Raw genomic sequence first — 16,551 nt, forward strand, 5'->3', positions numbered from 1 at the left:
TAAAAGCAGCAAAAACCAAACCTGAGCCGATCATCAACCGCCTGGTCGTGGTCGGCCTCGGCCTGATCGGTGGTTCGTTCGCCAAGGGCCTGCGTGAAAGCGGCCTGTGCCGCGAAGTGGTCGGTGTCGACCTGGACGCGCCTTCGCGCAAGCAGGCCGTGGCCCTGGGCGTGGTCGACCGCTGCGAAGAAGACCTCGCCGCAGCCTGTGTTGGTGCCGATGTCATCCAGCTGGCCGTACCCATCCTGGCCATGGAAAAAGTCCTGGCCGTCCTGGCCCGGCTCGATCTGGGCGATGCGATCATTACCGATGTTGGCAGTGCCAAGGGTAATGTCGTCCGTGAGGCGCGTTTGGTCTTCGGCCAGCGGCTGCCACGCTTCGTCCCCGGCCACCCCATCGCCGGTTCCGAGCAAAGCGGCGTGGAGGCTTCCAACGCCGCCCTGTTCCGTCGGCACAAGGTGATTTTGACGCCGCTGGCCGAAACCGACCCGGCCGCGCTGGCCTTGGTCGACCGGCTGTGGCGTGCGCTGGATGCCGACGTGGAGCACATGTCGGTCGAGCGCCATGACGAGGTGCTGGCAGCCACCAGTCACTTGCCGCACCTGCTGGCCTTTGGTTTGGTCGATTCGCTGGCCAAGCGCAATGAAAACCTCGAGATCTTCCGGTACGCTGCGGGAGGCTTCCGCGATTTCACAAGAATCGCCGGCAGCGACCCGACCATGTGGCATGACATCTTCCTCGCCAACCGCGACGCTGTCCTGCGCACACTCGATACATATCGCAGCGATCTCGACGCCTTGCGCGACGCGATCGCTGAAGGGGACGGGCACCAGTTGCTGGGTGTATTCACCCGTGCACGGGTTGCCCGCGAGCATTTTAGTAAAATCCTGGCCCGCCGGGCCTATGTGGACGCTATGAACGCCAACGATCTGATTTTCCTGGCCCAACCGGGTGGCCGCCTGTCCGGGCGAATCCGCGTACCGGGCGACAAGTCGATTTCCCACCGCTCGATCATGCTCGGCTCGCTGGCCGAAGGCACCACCGAAGTCGAAGGCTTCCTCGAAGGTGAAGACGCACTGGCGACTCTGCAGGCATTCCGGGACATGGGTGTGGTCATCGAAGGCCCCAACCACGGTCGCGTCACCATTCATGGTGTAGGCCTGCACGGCCTGAAGCCGCCGCCCGGGCCGCTGTATGTGGGCAACTCCGGCACCTCGATGCGCCTGCTGTCGGGCCTGTTGGCCGGCCAGTCGTTCGACGTAACCATGACTGGCGACGCTTCGCTGTCCAAGCGCCCGATGAACCGCGTGGCCAACCCGCTGCGTGAAATGGGGGCTGTGGTCGAGACCGGCCCGGAAGGGCGCCCGCCGCTGACCATCCGCGGTGGCCACAAGCTCAAAGGGTTGACCTACACGCTGCCGATGGCCAGCGCCCAGGTCAAATCCTGCCTGCTGCTGGCTGGCCTGTACGCTGAAGGCAAGACCACTGTCACCGAGCCTGCGCCTACCCGTGATCACACCGAGCGCATGCTGCGTGGCTTTGGCTACACAGTCGAAAGCAACGGCCCGGTAGCTTCGCTGCAGTCCGGTGGCAAGCTGACCGCTACCCGCATCGAAGTACCGGCCGACATTTCTTCGGCAGCGTTCTTCCTGGTCGCGGCCTCCATCGCCGAAGGTTCCGAGCTGGTGCTGGAACACGTTGGCATCAACCCGACCCGTACCGGTGTCATCGATATCCTGCGCCTGATGGGGGGCGACATCACCCTGGAGAACCAGCGTGAAGTCGGCGGCGAACCAGTGGCCGACCTGCGCGTACGCGGTGCCAGGCTGAAAGGTATCGACATCCCCGAAGAGCTGGTGCCGCTGGCCATCGACGAATTCCCGGTGCTGTTCGTGGCTGCCGCCTGCGCCGAAGGGCGTACCGTGCTGCGTGGCGCAGAAGAGCTGCGGGTGAAAGAGTCCGACCGTATCCAGGTCATGGCTGACGGCCTGATTACCTTGGGCATCAAGTGCGAACCGACCCCGGACGGCATCATCATCGAGGGTGGCCAGTTGGGTGGTGGTGAAGTGCATGGCCACGGTGACCACCGTATTGCCATGGCCTTCAGCGTCGCTTCGTTGCGCGCCAGCGCGCCCATCCGCATCCACGATTGTGCCAACGTCGCCACCTCGTTCCCCAACTTCCTGGCGCTGTGCGCCGAAGTGGGTATCCGCGTGGCGGAAGAGGGCAAGTCGTGAATTCGCTGGTACCGGTCATCACCATCGACGGGCCAAGCGGCTCGGGCAAGGGCACGGTCGCCGGCCTGTTGGCCCGCGAGCTGGGCTGGAAGCTGCTGGACTCCGGCGCGCTGTACCGCTTGCTGGCGTTCAACGCCAGCAATCATGGCGTCGATCTGACCAACGAAGAGCTGCTGACCCGGCTTGCCGCCCATCTGGATGTGCAGTTCATCGCAGCCCAGCCCGGTAAGCTGCAACAGATCATCCTCGAGGGTGAGGACGTCAGTAACGTCATCCGCACCGAAACCGTTGGCGCGGGCGCGTCGATGGTCGCCTCGCTGCCGGCAGTGCGTGATGCGCTGCTGGTGCGTCAGCGTGAATTTCGCGATATGCCGGGGTTGATCGCCGATGGTCGCGACATGGGTACCGTGGTGTTCCCCGACGCGCCGTTGAAGGTCTTCCTCACTGCCAGCGCAGAGGAGCGGGCACGTCGGCGCTACCTGCAGTTGAAGGGCAAGGGTGAAGATGTTAGTCTGTCGAGTCTGCTGGATGAGATTCGTGCGCGCGATGAGCGCGACACCCAACGTGCAGTGGCCCCGCTGAAGCCGGCGGCCGATGCCATTCAGTTGGACTCTACCGAGTTGTCCATCGAGCAGGTGTTGCAACGTATCAGAAGCGAGATCGCCCAGCGCGACCTCATCTGATCGCCAGGAAAGCAGGCAGGGGCACCAGTCAACGTCCTGCCGGCTTTCCTTTACTTAAAACGAACCCACATTGTCTGGAATGTGGTTATGGGCGTTTGTTTCGCCCGAATCTACAGGAATTAAAATGAGCGAAAGCTTTGCAGAACTCTTTGAAGAAAGCCTGAAAACCCTCAATCTTCAGCCGGGTGCGATCATCACCGGTATCGTTGTCGACATCGACGGCGACTGGGTTACCGTACACGCTGGCCTGAAGTCCGAGGGCGTCATCCCGCTCGAGCAGTTCTACAACGAAGCTGGCGAGCTGACCATCAAGGTCGGTGACGAAGTTCACGTTGCGCTGGACGCGGTCGAAGACGGCTTTGGCGAAACCAAACTGTCCCGTGAAAAAGCCAAGCGCGCCGAGTGCTGGATTGTTCTGGAAGCAGCTTTCGCCGCCGAAGAAGTGGTCAAGGGCGTTATCAACGGTAAGGTTAAAGGCGGCTTCACTGTCGACGTTAACGGCATCCGTGCGTTCCTGCCGGGCTCCCTGGTTGATGTCCGCCCTGTGCGCGACACCACCCACCTGGAAGGCAAAGAGCTGGAATTCAAGGTCATCAAGCTGGACCAGAAGCGCAACAACGTTGTTGTTTCGCGTCGCAGCGTGCTGGAAGCCGAGAACAGCGCCGAGCGCGAAGCCCTGCTGGAAACCTTGCAGGAAGGCCAGCAAGTCAAAGGTATCGTCAAGAACCTCACCGACTACGGCGCATTCGTGGACCTGGGCGGTATCGACGGCCTGCTGCACATCACCGACATGGCTTGGAAGCGCATCAAGCACCCTTCGGAAATCGTTAACGTTGGCGACGAAGTCGACGTACGCGTTCTGAAGTTCGACCGCGAGCGCAACCGCGTTTCGCTGGGTCTGAAGCAGATGGGCGAAGATCCGTGGGTAGCTATCACTGCCCGTTACCCAGAAGGTACTCGCGTACAAGCTCGCGTTACCAACCTGACCGACTACGGCTGCTTCGCTGAGCTGGAAGAAGGCGTTGAAGGTCTGGTACACGTTTCCGAAATGGACTGGACCAACAAGAACATCCACCCGTCGAAAGTCGTTCAGGTTGGCGACGAAGTGGAAGTCATGGTTCTGGACATCGACGAAGAGCGTCGTCGTATCTCCCTGGGCATCAAACAGTGCAAGTCCAACCCATGGGAAGACTTCTCCGGCCAGTTCAACAAGGGTGACAAGATCACCGGTACCATCAAGTCGATCACCGACTTCGGTATCTTCATCGGCCTGGACGGCGGCATCGACGGTCTGGTTCACCTGTCCGACATTTCCTGGAACGAAACCGGCGAAGAAGCCGTACGTCGTTTCAAGAAGGGCGACGAGCTGGAAACCGTCATCCTGTCGGTCGACCCAGAGCGCGAGCGCATCTCCCTGGGCATCAAGCAGCTGGAAGACGATCCGTTCTCCAACTTCGTTGCTGTCAATGACAAGGGCGCTATCGTCAAGGGCATCGTGAAAGAAGTTGACGCCAAAGGCGCCATCGTCACCCTGGCCGACGACATCGAAGCTACTCTGAAAGCTTCCGAAATCAGCCGTGACCGCGTTGAAGACGCGCGTAACGTTCTGAAGGAAGGCGAAGAGATCGAAGCCAAGATCATCAGCGTTGACCGCAAGTCCCGCGTTATCAGCCTGTCGATCAAATCGAAAGACGACGCTGAAGAGCGCGAAGCTATCCAGAGCCTGAAAAACGCTCCGGAAGCTGCTGCCGACACCACCATGGCTGCGCTGCTGCGCGAAGCAATGGCCAAGCAGAACTAAGTTCTGTTTGATCGGTAAAAAGGGCGACCCTCGGGTCGCCCTTTTTTTTGCTTCTGTTGGTGGTGTGGTGGGGTGGAGGTGTTCGCCGTAAGGGGTTTATCGCTAGTGAGACCGAGCGCCGCCCGCGCGGCGCATCGCGAGCTACGCTCGCTCCTACGTTTGTTTCGGGCCAGTTATACCTGTGGCAGGCGCGCGCGACCGCCTTGTTTGTACGACGCGAGATCGTGCCATGCGCCAAGGCGCCCGCGCGCAAATCCCGCAGAAATAACTGGCCCGAAACAAACGTAGGAGCGAGCGCAGCTCGCGATGCGCCGCGCGGGCGGCGCTCGATGGTTGCACCAGCGCAAATTCCTCGCCAGGCCCCGTCAATCCCCGCCGGCTAGACCATTCTTGCAAAACTTCAATCTTGAATTTTTTTATTAAGTCAAGAACCACCCTGTTCAAATCCATCCCAGCGTGCTACAAACTGGTTAAGCAATGATCTAGCTGCTTGATAACGAAGGGAAAAATATGACGAAGTCGGAGCTGATCGAACGTATTGTCACCCATCAGGGCCTGCTCTCGCCCAAGGACGTGGAGCTGGCCATCAAGACCATGCTTGAGCAGATGTCTCAATGCCTTGCCACTGGCGATCGCATCGAAATTCGCGGTTTTGGCAGCTTCTCGCTGCACTATCGCGCCCCGCGCGTGGGCCGTAACCCCAAGACCGGTCAGTCGGTCAGCCTCGATGGCAAGTTTGTGCCGCACTTCAAGCCCGGTAAAGAGCTGCGCGACCGGGTCAACGAAGATGACGAGGCTGAAGCCTGAGCACTCAAGGAGCAATCTGATGCGTAACCTCAAGCGCGCCCTGGCGGCGGTGTTCGTGCTGCTGTTGGCGGCCGTGGTGCTGTTCTTCGTGCTGGAGAACCAGCAAGCCGTGTCGCTGGTTCTGTTCGGCTGGGCTGCGCCGGAAATGCCGGTTGCCGTACTTGTGCTGGCAGCACTGGTCATTGGCCTGGCAGTCGGGCCCTTGCTGGGCGCCTATGGCGTGCAGCGCAGCAAGCGCAAGATCAGGGAGTCTGCCCGTCAGGCGGCACTCAACAGCAACTAAGGAAATTTCCTACATCCTCTTAGGAAAGTCTCACCTATGCATGCACCTGCCCTCATGGAGTAATAGCCCACTTCATTTTCGGCCCCGGCGAGTGTGTGCAGCATGGAATATCCCAGCCTTTCCCATCACGGTGGTACCCGCGGCGTTACCGGGTCTTGCCACCAGTTGCACCTTGACCCGTCCACCAGTCTGCTGATCGATTGCGGGCTTGAGCAGGGGAGCGAGGCTGCGACGGGTGCGGAAAGCGCGGCACTCGGCTTCGGCATACTGGGCATTCAGGCCCTGGTCATCACCCATGTTCATCTTGACCACGTTGGCCGCATTCCCGCGCTGCTGGCCGCCGGCTATCGTGGCCCCATCCTGTGCAGTGAACCTTCTGCCCGGCTGCTGCCCCTTGTACTGGAAGATGCCTACAAACTAAGCATCAGCAGCGAGCCTGCGCAGGTAGCCCGGTATATCGAATTCATCCGTGACCTTATCGTGCCGCTGCCTTTTGAGCAGTGGCACGCGGTGGTCGAGGGCCCTGGTCTGGCTTGTCGTATTCGCCTGCAGCGCGCCGGGCATTTGTTGGGTTCGGCTTATGTCGAGTGCGACATGCAGCATGGTCAGGCCAATAGCCGCTATGTGTTTTCCGGCGACCTGGGTGCGTGTGGCAACCCGTTGCTGCGCCCGGTGCAGCCGCCGGAGCGTGCTGATGTGCTCGTGCTGGAAAGTACCTATGGCGACCGCCTGCATGCCCAGGCCGGCGACCGCAGGCAACGGCTGGAAGACGCCATCGATCGCGCCCTGGCTGACAAAGGCACCATCCTCATCCCGGCGTTTAGCCTAGGCCGCACCCAGGAACTGCTGTGCGAGCTGGAAGACATCCTCCATCGCAAGGCTTTATTGGGCGGCGCTGATCCCGGGCCTGATGGCGACCCGCTCGACTGGTCGCAATTGCCCATCATCCTCGACTCGCCCTTGGCTCAGCGCATCACCAGCGTGTACCGGGAACTGCACGGCTACTGGAATGCCGAGGCTAGGGCGCGACTTGCCAAGGGGCGAGACCCACTGGATTTCAGCCAGTTGATCAGCGTGGATACCCATGCCCGGCATCAGCAGGTGGTCAATTACCTCAAAAGCACCGGGCGACCGGCGATCGTGATAGCAGGCAATGGCATGTGCTCGGGTGGGCGCATCGTCAATTACCTCAAGGCTATGCTCGGGGATGCACGGCATGAGGTGATGTTTGTCGGCTATCAGGCCAAGGGTACGCCGGGGGCGGTGATACAGGCGAGTGAAGGGGCAGAAGGGTTTGTGCAGATTGACCTGGATGGGCGAATGCATGACCTGCGCGCCAAAGTGGTTACGCTCAGCGGCTATAGTGGCCATGCTGATCAAGCAGGGCTGGTTGACTTTGCTAGTGGTATGGATCAAGCGCCTGATACGGTTGTGCTGGTGCATGGAGAGCCCGCCGCCAAGGCCGCGCTTGTCGCTGCCCTGAGGGGGCGGATGAAAGCCAGAAAGTGGATGACTAGCATACGTGTTGCAATTTAAAGCCCTGTCCTAAGGGAACGATGTGCCAGCACGTTGTCTGATGCTCACTATTGTTTACATGAGCTGTCGGGAGCTGAGTGCTGCGATGAGTGGCATGCTGATTCACCCTGCGGCGCCTGCTGTCAGCCAGGCAGCTACGAATAGCAATCTCTGGTATCCTAAGGGTCGAAGCTTGCGTCTTGAGCCTATGGATAGCCAAGGATTACACACGCTGGGCGCGTAAATAAGCGTTGTCGTGAGCCATCGCGGCAGCGATCAAAAAAAGACTCATGCCGGCCTCTTGAGCTAATTCTAAGAGGCCTTAAGGATCCAAATATGGAATTGATCCCGGTTATTCTATCCGGTGGTGTTGGCAGCCGTTTGTGGCCAGTTTCTCGTGAGGCTCATCCGAAGCCGTTCATGTCTTTGCCTGATGGGCAGAACCTTATTCAAAAGACTTTCTTGCGCGCTGCGCGGCTGGAAGGTGTTGTTGAGGTGCTGACTGTCACCAATCGCGAATTGCTGTTCAAAACCGAAGACGAATACCGGACCATTAATACCAAGGGTCTCCCCCAGGGCTACATTCTTGAACCTGTCGGCCGAAACACCGCTGCTGCGGTAGCCGCGGCTGCCCTTAAGCTGCAAGCCTCGTATGGGCCTCAGGCGCTTATGCTGGTATTGGCGGCTGACCACCTTATCCAGAACGAAGCTGCTTTCTCCGAAGCTGTTCGCAAAGCCATACAGTTGGCCGAACAGGGGTGGTTGGTGACTTTCGGCATCAAGCCCCAGTACCCGGAAACAGGCTTCGGGTATATCGAAGCCACAGCTGAAGGTTTGCTGGAAGGCGGTTTGAAAGTTGAGCGTTTTGTTGAAAAACCTGACGCCAAAACTGCGGAGTCATATGTAGCGGCAGGCAACTACTTCTGGAACGCCGGGATGTTCTGTTTCCAAGTAGGCGCTGTGTTAGAAGAATTCAAGGAGCATGCGCCTGATGTGCTGGAGGCCGTTGCACTTACCTTGGAATCATCTCGCAGCTCCACGGCCAAGGACTACAGTTGCCTTGCCCTGGACGCCGATAGCTTTGCCAGCGTGCCGGACATCTCCATCGATTACGCCTTGATGGAGCGTTCGCGCAAGGTCGCGACCATTCCCTGCGATATTGGCTGGAGCGACATCGGGTCCTGGAACGCGGTCAGCGAGCTGACCCCGCCTGATGAGCATGGCAACCGTTTCGAAGGCGAGGTCATAGCCTACGAAGCGCGTAACAACTATGTCAGCTCCGAGGATCGCCTGGCGGCACTGGTTGGCGTACAGGACCTGCTTGTGGTCGATACACCTGATGCATTCCTGATTGCCCACAAAGATCATGCCCAAGATGTGAAACACATCGTCAAGCGCCTGAAGAGTGACGGCCACGCCGCACACTTGTTGCATCAGACCGTTCATCGTCCGTGGGGTACCTATACCACCCTGGAGGATGGCGAACGTTTCAAGATCAAACGCATCGTAGTAAAGCCCAAGGCATCGCTGTCGCTGCAAATGCATCATCACCGCAGTGAACACTGGATCGTCGTCAGCGGCATGGCAGTGGTTGTCAATGACGACCAGGAATTGATGCTTAATACCAACGAGTCCACATTCATTCGTGCCGGCCACAAGCACCGTTTGCAAAACCCGGGTGTCATTGACTTGGTACTCATTGAAGTACAAAGCGGTGATTATCTCGGCGAAGACGATATCGTTCGCTTCGAAGACAACTACGGTCGTTGCGACGCCTGAATCCAGGTGGTCCGCAGGGTCGGCCGCTGCCCAACGAGGTACAGGGCCGGCCTGTGGTCGCAACCCGTTGTCGGCTGTTTGCTATCCCAGTTCTGATCGGTGACGCGCAGGTGTCACCGCACCAAGTGAGACCTATGTACCCACCTATCCAGACCCGTTGCTTCAAGGCCTATGACATTCGCGGCCAAGTGCCCGCTGACCTCAATGATGATGTGGCATATCGCATAGGCCGTGCCATCGTGGCCGAACTGGGTGGACGCACCTATGTAGTAGGGCGCGACATGCGTCTTGAAAGCCCGGGCCTGTCGTTAGCGCTCATGAAGGGGCTGACCCAGGGCGGGGTCAATGTGATCGACATCGGGCTGTGCGGTACTGAAGAAGTCTACTTCGCCACCAGCCATCATCAGGCCGACGGCGGCATCATGATCACTGCCAGCCATAACCCCAAGGGTTACAACGGCATGAAACTGGTGCGTGAACAATCCCGTCCCATCAGTGGCGACACCGGCTTGAACGATATCCGCCAGCGTGTCGAGGCGGGCGATCTTGGCCAGGTGGCAGCCATCCCGGGCAGCGTCAGTGAGGCTTTTGACAAAAGCGCCTATATCGACCACTTGCTCAGCTACATCGACGTGTCTGCCCTCAACCCTTTAACGGTACTGGCCGATCCGGGCAATGGCGCCGTCGGGCCAGTGCTTGAATTGCTCAGCGCTAAGTTGCCGCTGCACATGACCATTATCAATGGCCAGCCAGATGGGAATTTCCCCAATGGTATTCCCAACCCGCTTCTGCCAGAAAACCGTGAGCTTACCCGTCAGGCAGTAATTGATACCAACGCCGACATGGGGATTGCGTTTGATGGTGACTTTGATCGCTGCTTTTTCTTCGACAGCCACGGTCGTTTCATCGAAGGGTACTACGTGGTTGGCTTGCTCGCTGAAATGCTGCTGGCCAAGCACCCAGGCAGCAAGATCATTCACGATCCGCGGCTAACGTGGAACACCATCGAGCAGGTGCAAGCTGCCGGCGGCGTGGCGATCCAGAGCAAGACCGGGCATGCGTTCATCAAAGAACGCATGCGCGCAGAAGACGCCGTATACGGCGGGGAAATGAGCGCTCACCACTACTTCCGCGATTTTGCCTACTGCGACAGCGGCAATATCCCGTGGTTGCTTGTAGCGGCGTTGATGAGCGCCACCGGCAAGACATTGGCGCAACTGGTGGACGAGCGCATAGCCAGGTTCCCCTGCAGCGGCGAGATAAACTACGAGGTGGCTGACGTAAAGGCGACCATCGACAAAATCCTGGCGTTCTACCTGCCATATGAGCCCACCGTCGACCGCACTGACGGCATCAGCGTTGAGTTTGCCGACTGGCGTTTCAGCTTGCGCGGTTCCAACACCGAGCCGCTGCTGAGGCTTAACGTGGAGAGCCGTGGCGACGAGGCGCTGGTCGCTGAGCGTGTCGCAGAAATCGCCCGCCTGATTCAAGGATAATTATGTTTGGCATGTTTCGGGGCGTCTGGGATTACAGAGGCTTCATCCTCACGTCCATCAAGAACGAGTTCATTTCCCGGTTCGCACGCAGCAAGCTGGGTGGCTTGTGGATGATCATCCACCCCCTGGCCCAGGTTGCGATTTATGCGTTGATCCTGTCCAACGTATTGGGCGCGCGCCTGCCGGGCATCGATAACAAGTACGCCTACGCGTTGTACCTGATCGCCGGCATCCTGGCCTGGAACCTGTTCTCAGAAATTATCCAGCGCTGCCTTTCGGTGTTCATCGATCAGGGCAACCTGATGAAGAAGATGCGCTTCCCGCGCATCGCGCTCCCAGTGATCGTGGTGGGGTCGTGCTTACTCAATAATTTGCTGCTGTTTGTTGCAGTAATGATCGTGTTTGCCGTGCTAGGCCACGCCCCTGACGCACAGATGCTTTGGCTGATGCCCTTGACCCTGTTGGTGGTAGCACTGGCAGTTGGTATCGGCCTGGTGCTGGGTGTGCTGAACGTGTTCTTGCGGGATATCGGCCAGGTGGTACCTATCGTGATGCAGGTTTGGTTCTGGTTCACGCCCATTGTGTACTCGGTGAACATTGTGCCGGATTACCTGAAAGGCACTTTGGATGTTAACCCGATGTACCCCATCGTCACCGCCTATCACAATGTGCTGGTTTACAAGCAGGCGCCTGAAGTTGCCCAGCTCGGGGTGGTGCTCGCCATTGCCGTGGGTTTGATGGTGGCTGGCCTGTTCCTGTTCCGCCGTGCCTCTGCCGAAATGGTGGACTCCCTATGACCCTGTTGGCCGTCAACAACGTAGGCAAGGCCTACCGCAGCTACCGTTCTGAATGGCAGCGCATCGCTCGCTGGTTCTACCTGCCGGTCAAGGCCAGTAGCGAGCATTGGGTGCTCAGGCACATCAGCTTCAACATTCAGGCCGGTGAAGCCATAGGCCTGGTGGGTCAGAATGGCGCTGGCAAATCGACCTTGTTGAAGATGATTACCGGCACCTTGCAGCCCACCGAAGGCAAGGTTCACGTCAATGGTCGCATCGCTGCCATCCTTGAACTGGGCATGGGCTTCAATGGTGAGCTGACCGGCCGGCAGAATGCCTATCATGCCGCCGGGTTGATGGGCTTCACCACCGCGCAGATCGACGCGGTAATTGATGATATCGAGGCATTTGCGGAAATCGGTGAGTATTTCGACCAGGCCGTGCGCACCTATTCCAGTGGCATGCAGATGCGGGTGGCATTCGCGGTGGCCACCGCCTTCCGCCCCGAGATCCTGATCATTGATGAAGCCTTGTCGGTAGGCGACAGCTACTTCCAGCACAAGAGCTTTGGCCGTATCAAGGAATTCCAGAAAGCCGGCACCACATTGCTGATCGTCTCCCACGACCGTGGTTCGATCCAGGCCCTCTGCAATCGCGCGATCCTGTTGGACGGCGGTACGGTGATCAAAGATGGCCCACCCGAGGAGGTGATGGACTATTACAACGCTATCATCGCCCAAAAGGAGAACGCCACCGTCGAGGTCCAGACCTTGTCCGATGGTACCCGGCAGACCCGATCTGGCAGCGGCAAGGCGAGCATCGAGACGGTAGCGCTGCATAATGCTGAAGGTGCGCCGGTCGAGTACGTCTCGGTGGGCGAAGATGTTTGCTTGAATATTCAAGTCAGGGTCAATGCGCCACTGCCCGAGTTGGTAGTGGGCTACGTGATCAAGGACCGCCTCGGCCAGGACGTGTTCGGCACCAATACCCATCACCTGCAATGCATTCGCACGAATTTGGCCGAAGGTGCATTGCTGAAGTACAGTTTCCGCTTTCCTGCAAACCTGGGCGTTGGCTCATATTCAGTGGCCATCGCGCTGCATGCGAGCGACACCCATATTGCCGATAACTATGAGTGGCGTGACCTGGCGTTGGTCTTCAACGTAGTGAACATGTCCGAACGAACCTTCGTAGGCCTGGCGTGGATCCCGCCGACCGTGGAGTGCAATTGATGAATGCTGGTTTCTACCGGGCTTTCGAAGACCGCTATCGCGGGTCGAGGGAGCTCATCACCCAGCGGCTTGAAGCGTACTTGCCGTTTCTGCAACCTCTGAAGCAAATCTACACCGACTGCCCGGTATTCGACATTGGCTGCGGCCGTGGCGAATGGCTGGAGTTGATGCGTCGCGAAGGCTTCGAGCCGATGGGCGTCGACCTGGATGACGGCATGCTGGAGGCCTGCCAGGCGCTGGGCCTGCCTGCGCAAAAAGGCGATGCGTTGCAGGCCCTGCAAGCGTTGCCAGATGCCAGCCAGGTGGTTGTGAGTGGCTTCCATATCGCCGAGCATGTGCCATTCCCGGTGCTGGGTGAGTTGGTCACCGAGGCGCTGCGCGTATTGCGCCCGGGCGGAATGTTGATTCTGGAAACCCCCAACGCCGAAAACGTCATGGTGGGTACCAACAATTTCTATCTGGACCCGACCCACGATCAGCCAATCCCGAATTTGCTGATGTCGTTCCTCACCGAGCACACCGGCTTTGCCCGTTCCAAGGTGGTACGCCTCCAGGAAGCGCCCTCATTGCATGATGAGCAGGTCAAGGTAGGGGTGCGCGAAGTGCTGTCCGGTGCCAGCCCCGACTATGCTGTGGTGGCCCAGAAGCAAGCCGACGCCCACCAGCTGGAAATGTTCGAGGCGGTGTTCGAAGCGTCATACGGTTTGTCGCTTGACGACATGGCAGTGCGCTATGACCAGGCCATCGAGCGTCGTCTGGGGCAGTTGGAGAGCAGTGTTGAGGCGGTGCGGGCTACCTTTTTCGAACCCGCCGAGTTCCAGCGGCTGATGGCCGAGGTCAGCCAGCAGCAAACCCAGCAGTTAATGGCGCTCAAGGACAGTTACGAAGCCACTACCGAAGCCTTGCACCGCCAATGCGGTGCGTTGCAGGAGGCCCTGAACCAGGCTCAGGCTCAGGCTGAGGCCATGGCCCAGGAACGCAAGGCGGCACTGGAGAACTGCCATTGGCAGCACATGCGTGCCCAGGGTGCGGAGCAGCAAGTTGAGGCCATGCGTAGCAGTACATCTTGGCGTATTACCGGCCCACTGCGGGTGACTGGGCGGGTCGTGCTGTGGCCGGCTCGCCATGGCAAGACGTGGCTGCGGCTTAAACTGCGCTACGCGGCGCCGCACGCCCGCCTGTGGGTGGCACGCCGCCCGGCGGTGCGGCGTCTGGCACTTGCCGTGTTAAACCGAAGCCCCTGGCTGAGTGCCAAACTACGCAACTTGTTAGCTCCGGATCCGGCCAGTGTGGTCGTTGACCCGCAGCATGGCGTGATCGATCACGCCCCTCTGACACCGCGAGGCCGCGCTATCGAAAGCGCCCTCCACGCAGCAATGAAGAAGAGCTGATACCGAATGCGTATTGTAATTGACATGCAAGGTGCGCAAACCGAAAGCCGCTTCCGTGGTATCGGTCGCTATAGCGTATCCCTGGCTCAAGGCATCGTGCGCAATCGCGGCGAGCACGAGGTTTACCTGCTGCTCAACGGTATGCTTAGCGAGAGCATCGAGGCAATTCGTGGTGCGTTTGTTGGCCTGTTGCCGCAAAGCCATATTCGGGTCTGGTACGCCCAAGGCCCTGTGGCGGGCATCAATCCCGCCAACGAAAGTCGGCATGAAGTGGCCAAGCTCATCCGCCAGGCTGCCATCGACGAACTACAGCCGGACGTGGTGCATATTACCAGTGCGGTCGAGGGCTTTATCGACGATGCGGTGATCTGCCGTCCGCCAGAGCACAAGCGCGCAATCGTCAGCGTCACGCTTTACGACCTTATTCCGCTGACAAACCCGCAGCAGTACCTGGACCACGCCCAGTACAAGCAGTACTACATGGGCATCGTTGGCTCCTTCAAGGACCACGGGGTGTTGCTGGCAATTTCGGAATGTGCCCGCCAGGAAGCACTGTCGTTGCTGCCGCTGGATCAGGACAAGGTGTTCAACGTTTCGGGCGCGGCAGACGCGATATTCCGGCCGGTCACGCTCACCGATGAAGCACGCAGCGCGCTCAAATCCAAGTTCGGGCTGCGCGATGCATTCGTGCTTTACTCGGGTGGGGCGGATGAACGCAAGAACCTGTCCCGCCTGATTGTCGCCTTCGCTGACGTCAAGCGTGAGATCGAAGACGTGCAACTGGTATTCGCCGGCAAGATTTCCCAGCACATCATCGAGCGTTACCGTGGCGAAGCGTTGGCGCAAGGCCTGGCCGAAGATGACTTGGTGTTCACAGGTTTCATTACCGACGATGAGCTGGTGGCGCTGTATAACACCTGCCGCCTTTACGTATTCCCGTCTTGGCATGAGGGCTTTGGCCTTCCGCCATTGGAAGCCATGAAATGTGGCGCACCAGTGATCGGTGCCAATACCTCGAGCGTGCCTGAAGTGATTGGCTGGGATGAGGCCACGTTCGATCCGCTGGATACCGCCTCTATCGCCCAGAAGATGAATCAGGCGTTGGTCGACGATGACTTCCGTGAGGCCATGATCAAGCATGGCTTGGAGCGCGCCAAGCTCTTTTCCTGGGACTTGACGGGCAAGGCAGCCATCGCCGCGTTCGAGCAGTGCGTGCAAAAAACGCCAGTGGCCGATCACCCCGTGGACGAAGACCTGCCTACCGAGCAACGCATCGAGCACTTGGTCGAGGCGCTGGTTGCCTCAGGTGAACTGGCCAAGGGCGGAGTTGATGTGCAGCGCCTCGCCAAGGCGATCGATTACTCGCTACAGGGGCCGGCGGGCAAGCCAAACCTTTTGGTGGATATTTCTCAGCTGTGCCGCCACGACGCCAAGAGCGGTATCCAGCGTGTGGTCCGCAGCATTCTGCTCGAGTGGCTGAAAAACCCGCCCGAGGGCTATAACGTCACGCCGATCTACAGCAAAGTTGAAGAGTCGTTCTACCGCTACGCCAAGCAGTTCACGACGCAGTTCCTCGGGAATACGCCAAACGATGACGATGTGGACGAGGCCATCAGCTACAAAGCCGGAGACGCCTACATCTGCCTGGACCTGCTGCTGGACATGCTGCCGCAGCGCCAGGCTTATCTCGACACACTGCGCGCCCATGGCGTGAGCCTGTTCTTCGTGGTGTACGACCTGTTGATCTTGCAGATGCGCCACTTCTTCTCGGATCACCTGCACCCGTTTTATGTCGACTGGATCAACACCATCGCGCGCTATGACGGTGCCATGTGCATCTCCCGGGCAGTCGGGGACGAGTTGCAGGCCTGGATGGACGAGAACGCGCCCAAACGCGAGAGACCGTTCCGCATCGGTGTGTTCCACCTCGGCGCCGACATAGACCAGTCGGTACCGACCACGGGCATTCCGGAAGATCCGGCCATGCGTGTCGAGGCCCTGCAAGCCAACCCTACATTCCTCATGGTTGGCACTCTGGAGCCGCGCAAAGGGCACTTGCAAACCTTGGACGCTTTCGAACTGCTGTGGCAGCAAGGTGTGCAGGCCAACCTGGTCATTGTCGGCAAGCACGGCTGGCTGGTGGAGGAGTTGGCCAGCAGGCTGCTCAACCACGCCGAGCGCGGCAAGCGGCTTCTTTGGCTGGAAGGTGCCAGCGATGAGTACCTGGAGCACTTGTACCAAGCGTGTGATTGCCTTATCGCAGCATCCTACGGAGAAGGGTTTGGCCTGCCGCTGATCGAAGCCGCACAGCATGGGCTGCCGATCATCGCACGCGACCTACCAGTGTTCCGTGAAGTGGCGGGGGAGCACGCCTGGTTCTTTGCTGGCAATGACGCGCGTAACGTGGCCGACAGCATCGCTGCGTGGCTGGCGTTGCACGCCGCTGGCGAGCATCCAACATCGGTACAGATGCCGTGGCTGACCTGGAAAGGCAGCGCGCAGCAACTGATCGACGAAATCAGCAAGCATGCGTTCTGATCGCAGCGCCCTG

At 59.3% G+C, this 16,551-nt stretch carries 12 protein-coding genes; all 12 read left to right on the plus strand.

Annotated elements, in window-relative coordinates:
• Nucleotides 1-2,237 (plus strand): bifunctional prephenate dehydrogenase/3-phosphoshikimate 1-carboxyvinyltransferase (locus ACK1VC_RS19145; protein WP_449118019.1); only part of this gene is annotated, 2,237 nt, incomplete at its 5' end.
• Nucleotides 2,234-2,920, plus strand: coding sequence for a (d)CMP kinase (gene cmk / locus ACK1VC_RS19150; RefSeq protein WP_016485358.1), 687 nt, complete (start codon nt 2,234-2,236; stop codon nt 2,918-2,920). The genes ACK1VC_RS19145 and cmk, both read left to right, overlap by 4 nt.
• A gap of 124 nt (nt 2,921-3,044) precedes the next feature.
• Nucleotides 3,045-4,721 carry a 30S ribosomal protein S1 gene (gene rpsA / locus ACK1VC_RS19155; RefSeq protein WP_003252673.1) on the plus strand — a complete coding sequence of 559 codons (1,677 nt, stop codon included), beginning with the start codon at nt 3,045-3,047 and terminating at the stop codon, nt 4,719-4,721.
• A 510-nt stretch (nt 4,722-5,231) separates the two neighbouring features.
• Entirely contained in the window at nt 5,232-5,528 is a 297-nt protein-coding gene (gene ihfB, locus ACK1VC_RS19160; RefSeq protein ID WP_016485359.1) for an integration host factor subunit beta, read from the plus strand.
• 19 nt (nt 5,529-5,547) lie between these two features.
• Nucleotides 5,548-5,811, plus strand: coding sequence for a lipopolysaccharide assembly protein LapA domain-containing protein (locus tag ACK1VC_RS19165; protein ID WP_016485360.1), 264 nt, complete (start codon nt 5,548-5,550; stop codon nt 5,809-5,811).
• 102 nt (nt 5,812-5,913) lie between these two features.
• The gene (locus ACK1VC_RS19170) at nt 5,914-7,347 is read left to right on the plus strand and encodes an MBL fold metallo-hydrolase RNA specificity domain-containing protein (protein ID WP_191087360.1); all 1,434 of its coding nucleotides are present in this window, start codon (nt 5,914-5,916) and stop codon (nt 7,345-7,347) included.
• Nucleotides 7,348-7,662: 315 nt separating this feature from the next.
• Nucleotides 7,663-9,105 carry a mannose-1-phosphate guanylyltransferase/mannose-6-phosphate isomerase gene (locus tag ACK1VC_RS19175; RefSeq protein WP_016485362.1) on the plus strand — a complete coding sequence of 481 codons (1,443 nt, stop codon included), beginning with the start codon at nt 7,663-7,665 and terminating at the stop codon, nt 9,103-9,105.
• A 134-nt stretch (nt 9,106-9,239) separates the two neighbouring features.
• A complete protein-coding gene (locus ACK1VC_RS19180; RefSeq protein ID WP_016485363.1) occupies nt 9,240-10,601 on the plus strand; it encodes a phosphomannomutase/phosphoglucomutase in 1,362 nt (453 codons plus the stop codon).
• A gap of 2 nt (nt 10,602-10,603) precedes the next feature.
• The gene (locus ACK1VC_RS19185; RefSeq protein ID WP_016485364.1) at nt 10,604-11,398 is read left to right on the plus strand and encodes an ABC transporter permease; all 795 of its coding nucleotides are present in this window, start codon (nt 10,604-10,606) and stop codon (nt 11,396-11,398) included.
• A complete protein-coding gene (locus ACK1VC_RS19190) occupies nt 11,395-12,609 on the plus strand; it encodes an ABC transporter ATP-binding protein (protein ID WP_016485365.1) in 1,215 nt (404 codons plus the stop codon). Before ACK1VC_RS19185 ends, ACK1VC_RS19190 begins: the two co-directional genes overlap by 4 nt.
• A complete protein-coding gene (locus tag ACK1VC_RS19195; RefSeq protein ID WP_016485366.1) occupies nt 12,609-14,000 on the plus strand; it encodes a class I SAM-dependent methyltransferase in 1,392 nt (463 codons plus the stop codon). The genes ACK1VC_RS19190 and ACK1VC_RS19195 overlap by 1 nt, the downstream gene beginning before the upstream one ends.
• Nucleotides 14,001-14,006: 6 nt before the next feature.
• Nucleotides 14,007-16,538 carry a glycosyltransferase family 4 protein gene (locus tag ACK1VC_RS19200; protein WP_095117073.1) on the plus strand — a complete coding sequence of 844 codons (2,532 nt, stop codon included), beginning with the start codon at nt 14,007-14,009 and terminating at the stop codon, nt 16,536-16,538.
• The last annotated feature ends 13 nt before the right edge of the window (nt 16,539-16,551 follow it).

Source organism: Pseudomonas sp. XP2, assembly GCF_053557975.1.